This window comes from Kocuria sp. LUK (assembly GCF_021012935.1).
In the GTDB taxonomy this organism is placed as follows: Bacteria; Actinomycetota; Actinomycetes; order Actinomycetales; family Micrococcaceae; genus Kocuria; species Kocuria flava.
In genome coordinates this window covers 382,101-400,384 of the sequence record NZ_JAJMZI010000004.1, presented here as the reverse complement: position 1 = coordinate 400,384, position 18,284 = coordinate 382,101, and the positions used below count along the sequence as shown (strand labels likewise).

Annotated in this window: 15 protein-coding genes; 3 read left to right on the top strand and 12 right to left on the bottom strand. The window is 75.9% G+C overall.

The genetic code is table 11. From position 1 onward, the window contains the following. Positions 1-3: 3 nt before the first annotated feature. The 6 genes from LQU92_RS09755 to LQU92_RS09730 form a co-directional block, all read right to left on the bottom strand. The gene (locus LQU92_RS09755) at positions 4-4,056 is read right to left on the bottom strand and encodes a Pls/PosA family non-ribosomal peptide synthetase (protein WP_230780308.1); all 4,053 of its coding nucleotides are present in this window, start codon (positions 4,054-4,056) and stop codon (positions 4-6) included. Between the two features lie 592 nt (positions 4,057-4,648). Beyond that, positions 4,649-6,325 (bottom strand): FAD-dependent oxidoreductase, encoded by a 1,677-nt coding sequence (locus tag LQU92_RS09750; RefSeq protein WP_230780305.1) that lies wholly within the window; start codon positions 6,323-6,325, stop codon positions 4,649-4,651. After that, positions 6,322-7,224, bottom strand: a complete 903-nt coding sequence (locus tag LQU92_RS09745) for a glycerophosphodiester phosphodiesterase family protein (RefSeq protein ID WP_101851720.1) — start codon at positions 7,222-7,224, stop codon at positions 6,322-6,324. Before LQU92_RS09745 ends, LQU92_RS09750 begins: the two co-directional genes overlap by 4 nt. A gap of 278 nt (positions 7,225-7,502) precedes the next feature. Further along, on the bottom strand, positions 7,503-8,309 hold the full coding sequence (locus LQU92_RS09740) for a di- and tripeptidase (RefSeq protein WP_230780302.1): 807 nt from the start codon (positions 8,307-8,309) through the stop codon (positions 7,503-7,505). Between the two features lie 131 nt (positions 8,310-8,440). Then, a complete protein-coding gene (locus LQU92_RS09735) occupies positions 8,441-9,415 on the bottom strand; it encodes an acyl-CoA thioesterase (RefSeq protein ID WP_058857132.1) in 975 nt (324 codons plus the stop codon). A gap of 52 nt (positions 9,416-9,467) precedes the next feature. Next, positions 9,468-11,318, bottom strand: coding sequence for a pyruvate kinase (locus LQU92_RS09730; RefSeq protein WP_230780299.1), 1,851 nt, complete (start codon positions 11,316-11,318; stop codon positions 9,468-9,470). A 277-nt stretch (positions 11,319-11,595) separates the two neighbouring features. On the opposite strand from LQU92_RS09730, the gene LQU92_RS09725 reads away from it, so the two are divergent. After that, positions 11,596-12,282 carry a cyclodeaminase/cyclohydrolase family protein gene (locus LQU92_RS09725; protein WP_230780296.1) on the top strand — a complete coding sequence of 229 codons (687 nt, stop codon included), beginning with the start codon at positions 11,596-11,598 and terminating at the stop codon, positions 12,280-12,282. Positions 12,283-12,418: 136 nt separating this feature from the next. Here LQU92_RS09725 and LQU92_RS09720 read toward each other — a convergent pair whose 3' ends face one another. Next, positions 12,419-13,897, bottom strand: coding sequence for a DHA2 family efflux MFS transporter permease subunit (locus LQU92_RS09720; protein ID WP_374229683.1), 1,479 nt, complete (start codon positions 13,895-13,897; stop codon positions 12,419-12,421). A 123-nt stretch (positions 13,898-14,020) separates the two neighbouring features. Here LQU92_RS09720 and LQU92_RS09715 point away from each other — a divergent pair, with 123 nt between their 5' ends. Both LQU92_RS09715 and LQU92_RS09710 read left to right on the top strand, forming a co-directional pair. After that, entirely contained in the window at positions 14,021-14,791 is a 771-nt protein-coding gene (locus LQU92_RS09715) for a spermidine synthase (RefSeq protein ID WP_230780289.1), read from the top strand. 55 nt (positions 14,792-14,846) lie between these two features. Next, entirely contained in the window at positions 14,847-15,260 is a 414-nt protein-coding gene (locus LQU92_RS09710) for a DUF779 domain-containing protein (RefSeq protein ID WP_230780286.1), read from the top strand. Positions 15,261-15,284: 24 nt separating this feature from the next. Here the strand turns inward: LQU92_RS09710 and LQU92_RS09705 are convergent, their stop codons facing one another. The 5 genes from LQU92_RS09705 to LQU92_RS09685 are packed head-to-tail and all read right to left on the bottom strand — an operon-like array spanning position 15,285 to position 18,171. Next, complete coding sequence (locus tag LQU92_RS09705) at positions 15,285-15,767, bottom strand: nucleoside deaminase (RefSeq protein WP_230780284.1); 483 nt, start codon at positions 15,765-15,767, stop codon at positions 15,285-15,287. Between the two features lie 31 nt (positions 15,768-15,798). After that, positions 15,799-16,167, bottom strand: coding sequence for a hypothetical protein (locus tag LQU92_RS09700; RefSeq protein WP_230780281.1), 369 nt, complete (start codon positions 16,165-16,167; stop codon positions 15,799-15,801). After that, complete coding sequence (locus LQU92_RS09695) at positions 16,157-17,122, bottom strand: cation diffusion facilitator family transporter (RefSeq protein WP_230780279.1); 966 nt, start codon at positions 17,120-17,122, stop codon at positions 16,157-16,159. Before LQU92_RS09695 ends, LQU92_RS09700 begins: the two co-directional genes overlap by 11 nt. Before the next feature lie 39 nt (positions 17,123-17,161). Next, positions 17,162-17,500 carry an acylphosphatase gene (locus LQU92_RS09690; protein WP_230780276.1) on the bottom strand — a complete coding sequence of 113 codons (339 nt, stop codon included), beginning with the start codon at positions 17,498-17,500 and terminating at the stop codon, positions 17,162-17,164. Then, positions 17,497-18,171 carry an NAD(P)H-binding protein gene (locus tag LQU92_RS09685; protein WP_230780273.1) on the bottom strand — a complete coding sequence of 225 codons (675 nt, stop codon included), beginning with the start codon at positions 18,169-18,171 and terminating at the stop codon, positions 17,497-17,499. Before LQU92_RS09685 ends, LQU92_RS09690 begins: the two co-directional genes overlap by 4 nt. Positions 18,172-18,284: the final 113 nt, after the last annotated feature.

Sequence of the window (18,284 nt, the reverse complement as noted above, 5' to 3'; positions counted from 1 at the left end):
GGGTCATCGCGCCTGCACCACCGTGTCGGAGGCCGCGCGCACGGGGATGCCCCGCCAGCTGGTGCCGGGCAGCAGCTGCTCGCCCTTCATCACGAGCGAGAGCGCGTCCACGGAGGCGGCCTCCCCGACCGTCGTGTCGTAGAGGACGACGGCCCGGGCCCCGATGCTGGCCTGACGGTCGATGCGCACGTCGGACATCTTCATCACGCGGTCCTCGAACAGGTGGGTCTGCAGCGAGACCTCGCTCGAGACGGACGCGTCGTCGCCGATGTGCACCAGGTCGAACTCGGTCAGGTACGTGGTGCCGATGTAGGTGCGCCGGCCGATCCGGGCGCCGAACAGCCGCAGGAACGGCCCGATCAGCGGGGTGCCGACCAGCCCGCCCAGCAGCGCGGGCACGGCCGCGGACTCGTAGACGCCGGTGACGAACTCGCTGCGGCGCACGAACATGTCCCACAGGGGCTCCACGCGCGGGCGGTAGCGGCCCACGACGGCCCACTTGAGCAGGACCACGGACAGGACCACCGCGACGCCCACGGCGGCCGCGAGGAACGGGGCGAGCACGACGAACCCGAGCACGCTGGTGCTGGGCACCAGGGACATCGACACGAGCAGGCCCAGGTAGCCGAGCAGGCCGATCAGGGTCGGCGGGACCGTGATGCGCAGCGCCTCGATCACCAGGCGCCCGGCGACCTTGCCGGCGGAGGGACGGTAGGTCAGGCCCTCGTCGTAGTTGCCGCTGTCCTGGCGGCGCGGCAGGAAGATCGCCGGGGAGCCCAGCCACGAGGTGCCGTCCGGCACGTCGGCCGGGGGAACGGACTGGACGCCCACGAGGGAGCCCTCGCCCATCCGGGTGCCGGAGGGCACGAACGCCGCGTTGCCCACGAAGGAACGGTCCCCGACCACGGTGCGCTCCATGTGCACGTGGCCGTGGTGGTAGACGGCGCTGCCCACGCTGGCCATGTCGGCCACGAAGCTGCCCTCGCCCAGGACCAGCAGGTCCGGGTCGATGTGCCCGACCGTGGAGACCTCCGAGCGCTTGCCCACCTTCGCGCCCAGCAGCCGCAGCCACGGGGAGGTGTAGAGCGTCGCGTACAGGGAGTTGGTGGTCTCGAGGCTGGTGGCCAGCAGGCGGTCGGCCATCCACTTGCGCACGCCCAGGCCGCTGCGCACCGGGTGGATGCCGGTGGGCGTGCGGTGGAGCACGAGCGCCCGGGTGCCGGCGACCACGAGGCAGACGGTGAGGACGTAGACGACCCCGACCGCGGGCGTCAGCGCGAGGCCGGCCTGCAGGCCGAACTCGAGGGCCACGATCCAGATCATCAGGAAGGACGGGAGCACGAGGACCCACGGGAGGACCTCGAAGCCGAGCCAGCCGAGCAGGTACCCGGCGCGCACGGCGCCCGTGCGGCGCCCGCCGAAGGGACGGCGCTCCATGCGGTCGAGCAGCTCGTCGCCGGGTCCGGGCCGCGACGGGGAGCCGAGCCAGTGCTCGCCGGCCGGGATCACCTGGCCGCGGGCGGCCAGGGACTGCTCCGCCAGGCGGGCGCCGTCCTCCACCCGGGCCTCGGGCTGGACCATGGCGGCGGCGCCCACGAAGGCGCCCTCGCCGATCTCGACCGGGCCGATCGTCATCCACCCGCGCTCGACGCGCGAGGTCTCGAGGGTCGCGCCGTAGCCGATGCTCGCGCGCGCCCCGATCCGCAGCATGGACGGCAGCCCCACGGCCGCCGTGCCGACGTGGGCCTCGGGCCCGACCTCGGCGCCCAGCAGGCGCAGGTACCGGGCCGCCAGCGGGGTCCCGGCGAGGATGCTCAGCGGCGAGAGCCGCATCAGCCCGTCGATGCACCACTGCAGGTAGTACTGCCGGCCCCACAGCGGGTGGTCGCCGGGCCGGACGAACCGGCCGAGCACCCGCGCGCCCACGAGCGGCAGGAAGACGCGGGCGAGGACGAACACGGCCAGGCCCCAGCCGAGCAGGTTCCACATCAGGCCGTAGCTGAACTCGCCGCCGGAGGCGTGCATCACCGCGGCGATCGGGGCGCCCACGACCATGGCCGCGAGCGTGAGCGTGACCAGCTGCGCGGTGCCGCAGGCCAGCACGCGGGCGCTGCTGTGCCGCAGCGGCTCGAGCTCCGGGGCCGCGGGGCCCGGGTGGGCCGCGACGGGCAGCGTGTCGAGGTGCCGGGCCAGGGAGCGCACGGTCGGGTAGGAGTACAGGTCCGCGATCGCGATGTCGAGGTCGGGGTGCTCCCGGCGCAGCTCGGAGGCCACGGTCGCGGCGAGCAGGGAGTGCCCGCCGAGGTCCAGGAAGAAGTCCGCCTCGACCGAGAGCTGGTCGGCGGGGATGCGGAAGGCCCGCGACCACACGTCCGTGAGGTCCAGCTCCGTGGGCGTCTCCGGGGGCACGAGGCCCACGGTCGTCACGAAGCGCGGGCTCGTGGGGTCGGGCAGGGCCTTGCGGTCGACCTTGCCGCTGACCATCATCGGCATGGCCGGCAGGACCTCGTAGAAGGCGGGGACCATGTACGGCGGCAGCGACGCCGAGGCGGCCGCGTGCAGCAGCTCGAAGAACGCCCGCTCGTCGCGCACCGGCTGGCGCAGGGTGACGAACGCCGCGACGTCCTCGCCGGCCACGAGCTTCACGGCGGCGTCGGCCACGGCGTCGTCGCGGCGCAGGACGTTCTCGATCTCCTGGAGGTCCGCGCGGTGGCCGCGGATCTTGACCTCGCTGTCGGCGCGGCCCAGGTACTCGATCTCGCCGTCGGGCAGCACGCGCCCGAGGTCGCCGGTGCGGTAGATCCTCCCCAGGTGCGGCTTCTCGGGGTGGACCCGGAAGCGCTCGGCGGTGACCTTCGGCAGGTTGACGTAGCCGCGGGCCACGCCGGGGCCGGCCACGCAGATCTCGCCCGTCTCCCCGTGCGGGACCTCCCGGAGGTCCTCGTCGAGGACGAACACCTCGTAGGTGGGCATCGCGCGCCCGATCGTGACGGGCTTGCCGGGGTAGAGCTCGCCCCAGGTGCAGGTCACGGTGGCCTCGGTGGGGCCGTAGGTGTTGAGCATCCGCCGCTCGGGCGTGGCCCAGCGCTCCACGAGGTCGGCGGGGCAGGCCTCGCCGCCCACGAGGATGCTGCGGATGGCGGGCAGGTCGTGGTCGAGGGTCGCCAGGACGGTGGGCACGCAGTAGAGCACCGTGATCTCGTGGCGGACCAGGAAGTCCACGAGGCCCTGGCCCAGACGGGCGTCGCCGGTGGGCCCGGCCACGAGCGTCGCGCCCGTGGCCCAGGTCGGCCAGATCTCCTCGATGGAGAAGTCGAAGGCGATCGTCATGCCCTGGTAGACGCGGTCGTGCGGCCGGACGTCGTAGACCTCCGGCACCACGTCGATGAAGTTGCAGATGCTCGAGTGCGCGACCTCGACGCCCTTGGGGCGCCCGGTCGAGCCCGAGGTGTAGATGATGTAGCAGGTGGGGTCGCCCTCGTGGTGGACCTCGGGGCGGTGCTCCGGGGCCTCGGGCAGGTCCCGGCGCAGGGCCTCCACGTCCAGCACGTCGGCGTCCGCGTCCTCGGCCAGCGCCAGGTGGTCGCCGGCCGTGAGGATCATCGCCAGCTCGGCGTTGTCGGCGATGTACTGCACGCGGTCCCCCGGCGAGGCCGGGTCGATCGGCACGAACGTCCCGCCGGCCTTGAGCACGGCCAGCAGGGAGACGTAGAGCATCGTGGAGCGCTGCAGCAGCAGCCCCACGCGCGCGCCCGGCTCGAGACCGTACTCGGCGAGCAGGTGGGCGAGGCGGTTGGCGAGGGCGTCGAGCTCCGCGTAGGTGTACGCGCGGTCCTCCGCGTGCAGGGCGGTGGCGTGCGGGGCGCGGTCGACGCTGCGCTCGAAGAAGTGGTGCAGCCGGGCGGCCGGTGGTTCGGTCCCCGAGACCCTCCGCGCCGACGGCTCGGCGCGGCGGCTCCCCCCGGCGGTGTTCCCCTTCACCGCAGCTCCGCCCCACAGCGCCCGCTCGGCCGGCCCCCGGCCGGCCTCGTGCGAGCGTTCTGTGGCTGAGGTCATGGTGAACTCCTTTCGAGTCCTGTCGAGGTGCTGATCGGGTGCGTGTGCACCGGCACAGCCGGCTCCGTCCGTTGTACGGGCGCCCCCGTCACGCCCCCCTCACCCCTCCATGACCGCTCCGTCACCACTGCGTTATCGATGCGTCATCGCTCGACGGAACCCCTGGCGGCACGGCGATCAGCCGTAACCTTCCCGTTACTTCTCGTGTGCAAAATCACACTCCCGACCGCGCTCCCGGGCCGGTCGGGAGCGCCCGGGCGGGCCCGGGGCCCCCGAACGGCGGACAGGAGGGGATCCCGGTGCGCTGCCGACGGCGGAACCCGTCCGGGACCAGGAGCGTTCGCGGTCGGGAAAGATTTCTCCTCTGTTACCGATCGTGAACACCCACCGTGCGGGGCCGGTCCGCACGGCGGGGCCCGGCAACGGCCTGCTCCCCGGGCACGGCCGGGGCACCCGGGCACGGCGAAGGACCCCCGTGCCGGGGCACGGGGGTCCTTCGCCGGAGGGCGGCACCGCGGGGCCAGGGCGCGGGGCCGGGCCGCGGGGCCGGGCCGCGGGGCCGGGCGTGGCGGGCGGGCCGCGGCGGCCGGGTCTACCCGGCGGAGCTGCCGCGGTCGGTGTCGTCGCCGGCGGCGGTGGTCTCGTCCTCGTCGCGGCCGGGGCGGGCGGCCCAGGTGAGGTAGCCGCCGTCGAGGTTGACCGCGCGGCGGCCGTGCTGGGCGAGCACGCGGGCGGCGAGGTAGCCGCGCAGGCCGGCCTGGCAGTGCACCACCAGCTCGCCCTCGGGCAGCTCGCCGAGGCGCTCGCGCAGCCGGTCGAGCTCGATGTTGATCCCGCCCGGGATCGGCATGGCCTCGTGCTCGGCCGGGGTGCGCACGTCGAGCAGCACGGCCCCGGCCTCGAGCCGGTCCTGCAGCTCGTGCCACTGGATCGTCTCCACGAGGCCGTCGCGGTGGTTGCGGTCGATGTAGCCGAGCATGTTCACCGGGTCCTTGGCGGAGCCGTAGAGCGGCGAGTAGGCCAGCTCGAGCTCGGCGAGGTCGGCGGCGCGCAGCCCGCCCGTGATGGCGGTGGCGATCACGTCGATGCGCTTGTCCACCCCGGCCCCGCCCACGCCCTGGGCGCCCAGGATCGCGTCGGTCTCCGGGTCCACGAGCAGCTTCAGGGCCATGCCCTCCGCGCCCGGGTAGTAGCCGGCGTGGTTGGCCGGGTGGGTGTGGATCGCCCGGTGGGCCCGCCCGGCCGCGCGCAGGCGCTTCTCGCTCCACCCGGTGGAGGCCAGGGTCAGGCCGAAGACCCCGACCACGGAGGTGCCCAGCACGGGGCGGTCGGCGACGTCCAGGCCCGCGATGACGTCCGCGGCCAGCCGGCCCTGCAGGTTGGCCGTGTTGGCCAGGGCCACGAGCGAGGGCGAGCCGTCGAGGGCGTCGCGCTTCTCCACGGCGTCGCCCACGGCGAAGACGTGCGGGTCGGAGGTGCGCAGGTGCTCGTCGACCACGATCCCCCCGCGCGGGCCGGTCTCCAGCCCGGCGGCCCGGGCCAGGGTGCTGTCGGGGCGCACGCCCACGGCCGCGAGCACGACGTCGGCGGGCAGCTCGGTGCCGTCGGCGAGGCTCACGGTCCGCTCCCCCACGGCGGTGACCGCCGAGCCCAGGCGCAGGTCCACGCCGCGCTCGCGCAGCCGGGCGTGGACGGGCTCGACCATCTCGGGGTCCAGGGGCGCCATGATCTGCCCGGTGGCCTCCACGAGGGCCACGTCGAGGCCGCGGTGCACGAGGTTCTCGGCGACCTCCACGCCGATGAAGCCCCCGCCGACGACGACGGCGCTGCGGGCCCCGGCGACCGCCGCCACGACCTCGTCGGTGTCCTCGACGTCGCGCAGCACGAGCGCGCGCTCCATGCCGGGCACGGGCGGGCGCACGGGGGTGGCCCCGGGCGAGAGGATCAGCACGTCGTAGCCGAGCTCCTCCTCCGCCCCGGTCGCGACCTCCCGCACGCGCAGGGTGCGGGAGGCGCGGTCGAGGGCCACGGCCTCCCGGCCCACGCGCACGTCGAGGCCGAAGCGGGCGCCGAGGGACTGGGGGGTCTGCAGCAGCAGCGCCGAGCGCTCCTCGATCACCCCGCCCACGTGGTAGGGCAGCCCGCAGTTGGCGAACGAGACGTGGCCGCTGCGCTCGAGGACGACGATCTCGGCGTCCTCGTCCAGCCGGCGCAGGCGGGTGGCTGCTGACATTCCTCCGGCGACCCCGCCGACGATGACGATCCTCATGGGCTCATGCTAGCGGCGTCCTCCCGGGGCGCGGCCGCGCGGGCGGCGCCCACCCAGCGCAGCACGTCCGCGGGGCGGTTGGTGGTCAGCTCCTGCACCCCCAGGGCCAGGCACAGCTCGACGTCGCGCCGGTCGTCGACCGTCCACACGCGCAGCACACAGCCGCGAGCGGCCCACCGGCGGACGAGGTCGGTGCGCTCGCGCACGAGGCCGATGCCGGGTCCGGCGATCTCCACGAGCCCGGCGCCGATCACCGGCAGGGCCGGGGGCACCACGAGCCGCATCCCGGCGTGCAGCACGGCCGCGGCCGCCGGTCCGACCCGCAGGCTCTCGCCGACGGTGCGGCGGGTGGTGGTCCCGGCCAGCTGGCACACGTGCCGGGCGGGGACCGACTCCAGCAGGCGGCGCACGGCGCCGGGGTGGAAGCTCATCAGGGAGATCCGCAGGCGCCCGAGCAGACCGGTCCCCGGGTCCCAGCCCTCGCGCAGCAGCAGGGCGAGCACCTCGTCCTCGAGGCGGTGGCCGTACGGGCTGGGGTGCTTGGTCTCGACGGCGAGGCCCACGGGCCGGCCCGCGTCGTGCAGCAGGTCGATGAGCTCGGGCAGGGTCAGCAGCTGCCGGTCGGCGGCGCCGTGGGTGGGCGGGAGGGGCACGCCCTTCCAGGAGGTCCAGTCCAGCCGGCGCAGCTGGGCGAGGGTGTGCGCGGAGACCGCCCCGCGGCCGTCGCTCGTGCGGCCCAGGCGTGCGTCGTGGTGCAGCACCAGGTGCCCGTCGCGGGTGAGGTGGACGTCGCACTCGACGCCGTCGGCGCCGTCGAGCAGGGCCTGGACGTAGGCCGCCCGGGTGTGCTCGGGGTAGGCGGCGCTGGCTCCCCGGTGGGCGTAGACGGTCGGTCGCACGGCGCTCCCTCGGCTCGCTCGGGGCGGCGGTTCGGGCCGCCCGCACCCGAGTCTGGGCGCCGGGGGTGAACGCCGGGCCAACACGGGCGGCGGGCCCGGTGACGGGCCGGGAACGGGACGTGCACCGCCGGCGCCCCGCACCCGGGAGGGTGCGGGGCGCCGGCGGGAGGGCGGGACGTGCGGCGGACCCGGCGACGGGCCCGGCCCCGCCCGGGCACGGCCGGCGCCCCGCGCCCGGGAGGGCCGCGGGGCGCCGGGAGGGGCGGGGGGCTGCGGGCTCAGCGCTCGGCGGTGATCTCCCCGTGGACGGTGCCCTCGGGCCCGTCCTGGCCGGCCGCGTCCCCGCCGCCCCGGAACCTCGGGGCCCGGTGGACCGCGGCGAGCTCGTCCGGGAAGGCGGCCGGCAGGGGGCCGAAGGCCTCGTGCGTGGCGGCGATGACCTGCTTGGCCATCGCGAGGTTCGCGCCGCCGCCGACGACCGCGCCGATGCCGAAGGGCAGGGCGCGGCCGAAGACGGCGCCGGTCTGCTTGGCGATGAAGCGCTTGACGAACATGTTGCGGATGGTGCGCCCGACGTCGAAGGTCCTGGAGTCGTCCTTGCCCATCATCAGGCCCCAGGAGGAGACCATGCCCTTGCCCTTGGTGCCGCTCATGAGGATCTGGTTCATCACCTGCCGGCCGTCCTCGCCGAGCATCAGGGCCATGACCATGGTGCGGGTGCGCTCCGGGTCCTCGGTGTGCACGCCGTGCAGCTCGGCGACCGCCTGGGCGTAGAGGGCCGTGGCCTCGAGGTAGCCGACCACCGCCACGGAGGACAGCCCGAGGGAGGCCACCGTGCCGATGCCGGGGACCACGGCGGTCGCGCCCACGGCGCCGCCGCCGAGGGTCACGGAGCGGACGTAGATCTTCTCGAGCCGCCTGGCGATCTGCTCCGGGGTCTCCCCGGGGTGCTCGGCGAGCTCCTTCTTCACGAACGCCAGCACCACCGGGCGCTGGACGCGCAGCAGCGTGTCGAGAACCTTGTTCATGGCGGGCCTGGGCCTGCCCTGGTCGTCGAACGCCTTGTTCAGGGGGTTGAGGTCCATGGGACGTGCTCTCCTCGGGACGGGAACGGCTCTGGCTGCCCCCACTCTATGCACAGCAGGCTGAGCAGGTGCCGGGCTTCGCCCTCGGCGCACAGCACGCGGGCGGGCCGGGCGCGGGCGGGCCGGGCCGGTCAGGCGCCGGGCAGCCGGGAGACGGTGGGGTCGACCTGCTGGAACGAGTCCGGGAACTCCGCCCGCAGCCGCACGAGCTCCCGGGCGAAGGCGTCGAGGTCCCGGTCCTCCTGGCTGACCGGCTCCCACGGGCGGGCCGGCAGGGCGTGGCCCTCGTCGTCGAGGGCCACCATGACCATCAGGCAGTTGGTGGTCAGCTGCAGCTGCCCGGTGGCGGGATCGCCCGAGAAGCAGTTGACGGAGATGTGCAGGCCGCGGGCGGCGGTGTGGATGAGCCGGGCGCGGAGCTCCACGAGGTGGCCGATGTGCATGGGCCGGTAGAAGCGCACGCCGCCGGCGTAGACGGCGATCACCGGCCGCCCGGCCCAGCGGGAGCCGCAGACGTAGGCGGCCTCGTCGATCCAGCGCATCGCGGTGCCGCCGTGGACCTTCCCGCCCCAGTTGATGTCCGTGGGCGCGGCGAGGAAGCGCAGCACGGTCTCCTCGGCGGTGCCCTCGTCCGTGTACTTCTGCTCGGCCATGAGCTCCTCGATGCGGTTGCGCAGGGCGATCCGCCGCCGCGTCACCGCCTGCTGGCCGCGCTCGTGCTCGGTCTCGGGTGCCCACTGGGGCACCGGGGTGGGCCGGCCCTCGCCGTCGACGGCGACCATGATGATCAGGCACGTGTCCTTGAGCACCACGCCCTCGGCGCGCGGGTCCGCGGAGGCGACCTCCACGCGGATGTGCATCGAGGAGCGGCCGGTGTGCACGATCTTCGCGACGACCTCGACCATGTCGCCCACGCACACGGGGCGGTCGAAGTGGATGTTTCCCACGTAGGCGGTCACGCAGTAGGAGCGGGACCACCCCACGGCACAGGCGTAGGCGGCCTTGTCGATCCACTCGAGCACGCGGCCGCCGTCGACCGTGCCGGTGCGCCCGGCGTCGGTCGGGGCGGCGAGGAAGCGGAGGACGGCGGTGTCACGGGCGGCCATGCCCACCAGTGTGGCACGGACCACCCCGCCCGGGGGGGCGCGTCCGGTCCGCTCAGTCCACGAGCGGCGACCACGCCTCGAGGCGGCGGAGCAGGTCCGACTTCTTGCGCGCGTGGCCCTCCATGCGCACGAGGATGTCGTCGAGGGCCTCGATCGCGTCGACCACGAAGGGACCCTTGTTGAGCATCACGCACTCGGCGCGCTGGCCCATCGCGGCGTCGGTGACCTCGGCCCGGGACGGCAGGCCCTTCTTGGCGAGGGACTCCAGCACCTGGGTGGCCCACACCACGGGCACGTGCCCGGCCTCGCACAGCCACAGGATCTCCTCCTGCACCTCGGCCATCCGCTCGAACCCGGCCTCGACGGCGAGGTCCCCGCGGGCGATCATCACGCCCACGTCCTCCCAGCGCATCGCCTCGAGCAGCATCAGCGGCAGGGCCTCGAACCCGCCCACGGTCTCGATCTTGAGCGTGACGTCGAGGTCGTGGCGCCCGATGGCCCCGAGCTCCTCGAGCAGCGCGGCGACGTCGTGGCGCGAGCGCGCGAAGGACATGCTCACGACGTCCGCGTGCTCGGCCACGAAGGGCAGGTGGGCGCGGTCCTCGTCGGTGAGGGCCTCGAGCCGCAGCTGCGTCTGCGGGAGGTTGATGCCCTTCTCCGCCTTGAGCTTCGCCCCGCCGGGGCCGGCCTGGAGGACCTCGAGCTCGATCTCGTCGGGGTCCACCGTGCGGATCCGGCAGCGGATGCGCCCGTCGTCGATCCACACCGGCTGCCCGGGCCGGGCGTCGGCGAAGACCTCGGGCAGGGAGCAGCCGATCCGGTACGGGCCCTCCGCGGGGGCCGGGGCGGGGGTGAGGTCACGGGTCAGCACGACCGTGTCCCCGGTGCGCACCCGCACGGACTGCTCCACGGCGGGCAGCTCGCCGAGCCGGGCGCGCGTGCCGTCGGGGGCGGTGACGGCAAGGCCGGTGGCGAAGTACACGGTCTTGGCGCACTCCACGAGCACCCCGGGGCCGGTGGCCTCCAGCACCCGCAGGGTCCGCCCGGAGCCGCGGGCGTCCTTGAGCCGCAGCCGCTCCCCCGGGACGCGAGCGGCGGCCCAGGCGGGGTCGGCCAGCGGGACGGCGGGGGCGTCGTCGTCGACGGCGGGGTCCGGGTCCCCCAGCCACAGGCGGGCGGGCGCGACGACCCGGCCGGAGGCGTCCCGCACCGGCTTGATCTTCTCGACCTGGGGACCGGGCTCGAAGGGGCCGGTGCGCAGCTTGGGCCCGGCGAGGTCCATCGCCACGCGCACGTCGCGGCCGAGCTCGCGCCCGGCGGAGCGGACGTGGTCGATCATCGCCGCCCACTGCGCGGGGCCGTCGTGGGCGCAGTTGACCCGGGCCACGTCCATGCCGGCCGCGACCATGTCCCGCACCAGGGCCGGGTCCCCGGCCGCCTCGGAGGGGAGGGTGACCATGATGCGGGTGCTGCGCCCGGGGCCGCCGGGCCCGAGCAGGGCCTCGGCGTTGCGCACGAGGACGTCGTGGCCCTGCTCCCCCGTGCCGTCGGGGGCCTCGGGCAGGGACAGGTCCTCGTCCGTGCGCCCGGCGAGGACCTGCAGGGTGGTCACGACGGCGCGCAGGTGCTCGAGCACGCCCGCCTCCATGCGGCCCAGCGAGGACAGGCCCAGGGCGCGCAGCTCCAGCTGCAGCTCCCGGACGTCCTGGCTGCGCACGGCGACGTAGTCCACGAGGTTCAGCGCGGAGGCCCGGTGGCGGGGGATGACGCGCTCGAGGTCGGGGGCGGCCCGCTCCCGGGCGCGCACGACGACGTCGACCAGGGCCAGCACCCGGTCCAGCAGCGCCCCGGCCCGCTCCCGGCGGGATCCGCCCGGCTCCGTGGTCCTGCGGCTCGCGCCCATGGGGTCCTCCTCGTGCTCCGGCCGGGGGTGCCCGGCGCTCCTGCGGGTCGTCCGGACAGCACCGTAGCCCGCCCGGGCGAACGCCGGCTGAACGCCCGGGGGCCGCCCGCCCCGCCGGGCCCGGCCGTCCCGCCGCGGATCCGCCCTCCCCGTGCCCACCCGTCGCCGCCGCGCGGCCGGACCCGTCGTGCCCGGGGCCGAGCCGGGCGGCGCGGACGGGCCGCGGGACGGCTAGGCTCGGGCCCACCACGCCGTCGACACCCCGGGAGGGACCACCGTGACCGGATCCGAGCACCGCCCCGAGCCGTCCGCCGAGCCGTCCGCCACCGAGGGCCGCGGGGAGCGCCCGCGGATCGGGTCCGAGAACGTCCGGGCCTACGTCGAGCGGATGGCCTCGGGCGAGCCCGCCCCCGGCGGCGGGGCCGCCGGGGCGCTGCAGGCGGCCCTGGGCGCGGCCCTCGTGGCGATGTCGGCGCGCTACACCCACGGGGACGAGCGCGCCGCGGACGCCGAGCGGGCGGCCGCCCGCGCCGACGCGGTCGTGCCCGGGGCGCTGGGCCTGGCCGACGCGGACGCGGCCGCCTTCCGGGAGCTCTCCGCCGCCTACGCCCTGCCCGCGGACGACGAGGCGCAGCGCGCCGAGCGCTCCCGGGCGGTGCAGGCGGCCACGGCGGGGGCCGCGCAGCCCCCGCGCGAGCTCATCGCGGTCGCCGCGGAGGTCCTCGAGCTCGCCCGGGACCTCGCGCAGTGGTGCAACCCCAACGTCCTCAGCGATCTCGCCGCGGCGGCCGAGGCCGCCCGGGCCGCGGCGGCCACGGGCCTGGTCACCCTCGAGATCAACCTCCGCTCCCTGCGGGACGGGCCCGAGCGGGAGGCGCTCGCCGAGGCCGTGGGCCTCGGGGAGCGCACCGTGGCCGCGGCCGCCGAGCTGGCGGGCGGGATCCGGGAGCGCGTGCGCTCCTGAGGCCCCGGGCCGGACGGAGCGGACGGGCGGGCTGCCCCGGGCGGAGCGGACGGGCGGGCTGTCCGGGCGGAGGCCCCCGGGCCCTGCGCCCGGACGGGCGCGGCGCACGGGGCGGATCCCGTGCACGGGCCCCGGGTCAGGGCGCCGGGACGGACGGGGCCTGCGCCCCGGCCGGGCGGCGGACCCGCACGGCGCCGGCGACGGCGAGCAGCGACAGCACCGCCCCGCACAGGAACGCCAGCCGCACCCCGGCGGCGACCGCGCCCGCCTCCCCCGCCGCGGCCGGGGCCGCCTCGGCGCCGAGGGTGAGCACGGCGACGAACAGGGCGGCCCCGGCGGCGCCGGCGACCTGCTGGACCGTGCCCACCACGGCCGAGCCGTGGGCGTGCAGGTGCGGTGGCAGCGAGCCCAGCCCGGCGGTGAACAGCGGGGTGAACACGAGGGACAGCCCCGTGCTCAGCAGCACGTGCACGGCCAGCACCGCGGCCACCGGCGTGGCGGGCGAGGCCAGGGCCAGGCACCACAGGGCGAGGCTGACCACGGCCGTGCCGGGCACGAGCAGGCGGGTCGGCCCCCACCGGTCGTAGGCGCGCCCGACGACCGGGGCCAGCGCGCCCATGACGATCCCGCCGGGCAGCAGGAACAGCCCGGTGGCCAGGGGGTCGAGGCCGCGCACGTCCTGCAGGTAGATCGGGAGCACGAGCAGGGTCCCGAACAGGGCGGTGACGCTGACCCCCAGCACGGCGGTGGCCGCGCGGAAGGTCGGGGCGGCGAAGGTGCGCAGGTCCAGCAGGGCCCGGTCCGCGCGCTGCAGGCGCAGCTGCCGGCGCACGAACCCGGCCAGCGCCGCCGCCCCCACCGCCAGGGGCAGCCACGCGGGCACGGCGGCGGACCCGCCCTCCCCGAGGGTGCTCAGCCCGTGGACGAGCCCGCCGAAGCCCAGGGCGGAGAGCACCACCGAGCTCACGTCCAGCGGCGCCGGTCGGGGCTCGGTGACGTCCGGGATGCGCAGCGCGCCCAGCAGGAGGGCCCCGAGGGCGATCGGCAGGACCGCCCCGAACATCCAGCGCCAGTCCAGCACGCTGAGGATCAGCCCGGAGACGGTGGGGCCCACGGCCGGGGCGACCGAGATGACCACGGAGATGTTGCCCATCACCCGGCCCTGCCGCTCCGCCGGCACGAGCGCGAGCACCGTGGTCATCAGCAGCGGCAGCATGATCGCCGTGCCGCAGGCCTGCACCACCCGCCCGGCGAGCAGGACGCCGAAGCCGGGGGCGAGGGCGCAGACGAGGGTGCCGAGGCTGAACAGGCCCATCGCCGCGAGGAAGACGGGACGGGTGGCCAGGCGCTGGAGCAGGAACCCGGTGACCGGGATGACCACCGCCATGGTGAGCATGAAGGCGGTGGTCAGCCACTGCCCGGCGAGCGCCGTGATCGACAGGGCCTGCATGAGGGTCGGCAGCGCCACGCCCATGATCGTCTCGTTGAGGACGACCACGAACGTGGAGACCAGCAGCAGCCCGAGCACCAGCCGGTCGCGGGAGGCCCGGTCGGGGGCGTGCGGCGGGGCGGCGGGCTCCGTCGTCGCCGACGGGACGGAGGAGGCGGTCGTCACGGGCGGGGCGGGGGCCGCCGGCTCCTCGGGGACGGGCGCGGTGCGGGGGGAGGATGTCACCGCACGAGCATAGAGGTCCGGCCCGGGTGCGCCGCCCCGGGGCGGCGAGGGACAATGACGGGCATGCGCAGATTCCTCAAGGACGCCGGCGTGCACGCCGAGATCGCCCCCGACGGCTTCACCGAGGGCGGCTGGGTGCTGAGCATCGGCGGGGCGGAGCAGTCCCACGTGGACCTCGCGCACCCGGAGGAGATCTTCTACGAGTACCTGCGGCGGATCGGCCACGTCGCCGACGCCGTGGCCCCCGAGGGCCGGCCCGTCGCGGCGGTGCACCTGGGCGCCGGGGCGCTGACCCTGGCCCGCTACGTCGCGGTGACCCGGCCGGGGTCGGTGCAGGTGGCCGTGGAGCTCGAGCGGGAGCTGCCGGCGTTCGTCCTGGAGGCCCTGCCCCTGCCGGCGGGGGCGGACGTGCGCGTCGTCGTCGACGACGCCCGGGCGGCGCTGCCGGGGCTGGTCCCGCCGGGCAGCGCGGACCTCGTGGTGCTGGACGTCTTCGCGGGCCGCGACGCCCCCGCCCACCTCACGGAGCCCTCCTTCTACGCCGAGGCGGCCGCCCTGCTGCGCCCGGGCGGGGTGCTCGCCGTCAACGTGGGCGACGACCCCGGCCTGGCCTTCTTCGCCGCGCAGGCGCGGGCGGTGCGCGCGGCCCTGGCCGACGTGTGGTGCCTGGCCGACCGGGGAATGCTCACCGGCCGCTACCCGGGCAACCTCGTGCTCGTGGGCGGGACCCGGCCGCTGCCGCGGGAGTGGGCCGAGCGCTTCGCCGCGGCGGGCCCCCACCCGGCGGGCGTGCTCGACGGCCTGGGTCTGGAGGAGCTGATCGCCCGGCGGTAGCGTGGGGCCACCACCGGGCCCGTCCGGCCCGCCCCGAACCGAGCAGGAGGCCCCCGTGAGCACCGCCGAGAGCACCGAGATCCTGGAGTCCGCCCCCGCGATCGAGGGCGAGGACTTCTCCCGGGTGGCCCTCACCCCGGCGGCCGTCGAGCTGCTGGGCCGGCTGCGGGAGGTCCACGGCGCGCTGATGTTCCACCAGTCCGGCGGGTGCTGCGACGGCTCCGCGCCCATGTGCTACCCGGCCGGGGACTTCCTCACCGGACCCGCCGACGTGCTGCTCGGGGTGTTCCGGCTGCCCGGGGACCCCGCCACGGCGGAGCTGGAGTTATGGATCTCCCGCGAGCAGTTCGAGTACTGGCGGCACACGCACCTGACGGTCGACGTCGTGGCGGGCCGCGGCTCGGGCTTCTCGGTCGAGGCTCCCGAGGGCAGGCGCTTCCTCATCCGCTCGTCCCTGCTGCCGGGCTGAGCGCCGGCCGGGGTCCGGCGGGCGTCAGCGGCGGACGGCGTGCGCCCGGTGCAGCGCCCGGACCTCCTCGGCCAGCTCGGGGCACGGCCCGTCGACGGGCACGCCCGGGGCCACGGTGCGGATCGGCAGCGGGGCCACCGGCGCGGGCGGGACGCCGAGCTCGCCGAGCCACTGCACCAGCTGCGCGGCGGACGCGGCGTGGACGATCCGGCCCAGGCCCACCCAGGCGTGGGCGGCCGCGCACATCGGGCAGTGCTCCCCGGAGGTGTAGACGGTCGCGGCGGCCCGCTGTCCCGGGTCGAGGTGGGCGGCGGCCCAGCGGGCGATCGCGAACTCCGGGTGGCGGGTGGCGTCCCCGCCGGCGACCCGGTTGCGGTCCTCGAGCAGCACCTCCCCGTCCGCGGAGACGAGCAGGGAGCCGAAGGGCTCGTCGCCCGCCTCGAGGGCCTCGCGGGCCAGCTCGGCGCAGCGGCGCAGGTGCCGGAGGTCGGTGCCGGTGATCGTCATGGGCCCAGCCTAGGGGGCGGGACCGGACCGGTCAGCCCTCCCGCAGCCGGCCCTCGTCGTCGAAGGACGGGCCGCGCCCGTGCACGGGGAAGGTGTGGAAGGCCGGCACCTCGTAGGGGTGGGCGCGGGCCATGGCCCGCAGCACGGTCTCGCGGTCGGCCGCCGGGTAGAGGACCTCGATGCGGACCTCGTCGACCTCCTCGGGCCGCCCCACCGTCCCGACCGCGGGGTGGGCCCCGGGCAGCGGGGTGAACCGGCCCGTGCCGCGGGAGACGAAGGCCGCGTGGGAGTAGTTCCCGGCGCGCCCGGCCCCGGCGTCGCCGAGGGCCTGCAGCACCTGCTCGGCGTGGCCGGCCGGCACGAACACGACCAGGGCGTGGGTGGCGGGCTCAGTGCTCATGGGGGGTGCACACCTCCGGCTCGACGTGGTCGGCGGGCTCGAGCTGGATCGTGGAGTGCTGGACCGAGACGGGGAAGTGCTCGGCCACGCAGCGCTGGATCCGGCCGAGGGCCTCGGCCGAGCCGCCGGAGTAGAAGTACTCGTCCTCGAGCACCACGTGGGCGGTGAGCACGGGCAGGTCCGAGGAGATGCGGGAGGCGTGCAGGTCGTGGACCTCCACGACGTGGGGCAGCTCGAGGATGTGCCCGCGCACGTCGGCGAGGTCGAGCCCGGGCGGGGCGCTCTCCATGAGCACCGACAGCGACTCCGTGAGCAGCCGGATGGTGCGCGGCACGATGAGCACCCCGATGAGCAGGGCGACCAGGGCGTCGGCCTGCACCCAGCCGGTGAGGGTGATGACCACCGCCGCCACGACGACGGCCACCGAGCCCAGGGCGTCGTTGAGCACCTCGAGCATCGCCGCGCGCAGGTTCAGGTTGGAGCGGCGCCCGCCGAAGAGCACGACCATGGCGACGAGGTTGCCCAGCAGGCCCACGACGCCGAAGACGACCATCTCGGCGGAGGCCACCGGCTCCGGGTCGAAGAACCGCCGCACCCCCTCGACCAGCACGAACAGCCCCACGGCCAGCAGCACCCCGGCCTGCAGGGCCGCGGCGACGATCTCCGCCCGCCGCCAGCCCCACGTGCGCCGGGCCGTGGGCGGGCGCAGGCTCAGGTGGGCGGCGACCAGGGCGAGCAGCAGCCCGCCGGCGTCGGTGAGCACGTGGGCGGTGTCCAGGAGCAGGGCCAGGGACCCGGTCCACAGTGCGCCGACCAGCTGGACGACGAACAGCCCCGCGGTGATCCCGAAGGCCGTCGCGATCCGCCACCGGTCCGTGCCGGGCCCGGCGTGCGAGTGCCCGGGACCGTGCGCGTGGCCCTCGTGCCCGGGGTCCGCGGGATGCGCCTCAGCCATGGTCCCATCCTAGGCCGGGCACGGCCGCGGGGGCCGGTCTCAGCCGGTGGTGAACTCCGCGAACCCGCCGGTGGCGGCCCCGAAGTGCGCGTCCACGCGCATCACCGCGCCGGGGGTGTCGTTGCTGTTGAGCGCCTTGAGCAGCTCGCCCACGGCCCAGCGGGGGCCCTCCGCGATCACGCCCACGGTGCCGTCCGCGTTGTTGACCGCGGAGCCGCGCAGGCCCAGCTTCTCGGCGTGGCGCCAGGTCCAGTAGCGGAAGCCCACGCCCTGCACGGAGCCGTGGACCACGGCGGTCAGCCGCAGCGGCTCGTTGAGATCGAGCTCCTCGCGCCGGCGTCCCCCGGAGGGTCCCTGGTGGATGGGCGGCAGGCTCACCGGTCCGCCGCCTTCGGCTCGCCGAGGGCCTCCGCGATCAGGGTCCCGCCGTCGGAGAAGTCGATGGTGCGCCCGACGGTCGAGGGGTCGTCGAGCACCGCGGCGGCGACCAGGGCCACGTTGGCGCGGGAGGTGTGCTGCTCGCCCTCGCGCTCGCCGCCGTCCGCGACGTCGATCTTGCCGGTGGCCTCCTCCAGGGTGAGGGCGCCCGGGCCCAGCACCGTCCAGTCGAGGCCGGAGGCCCGCAGGTGGTCGTCGGCGTCGGCCTTGGCCTGGGCGTAGGCGAAGAAGGAGTCGTCCTCGGGGATGCCGTGGTCCTGTCCGGCGCCGAAGTAGGAGATCATCACGAAGCGCTTGACCCCCGCCTGCTCGGCGGCGTCGATCGCCCGGATCGCGGCGTCGCGGTCCACGGCCCAGGTCCGCTCCGGGTTCCCGCCGCCGGCGCCGGCGCTCCAGACCACGGCGTCCTGGCCCTCCAGCAGCCGGGCGATCTCCTCGGTGGAGAGCTGCTCGAGGTCGGCGACGCGGGCGGTCGCGCCCGTGGCCTCGACCTCGTCGGTGTGGTCGGGGTTGCGGAAGACGCTGGTGACGTCGTTGCCGCCGGTCTGCAGGAGGCGGGCGAGGATGAGGGCCACCTTGCCGTGGCCGCCGAGGATCGTCACGTGGGACATGGGGTGCTCCTTGGGAAGAGGGGTGTGCGGGTCGTCCGTCGTCGACGCTAGCCCCGCCCCGCGGGGCGGGGGAACGCCTCACGCGCAGGGCGAAACCGGGAATGCGGGGGTCC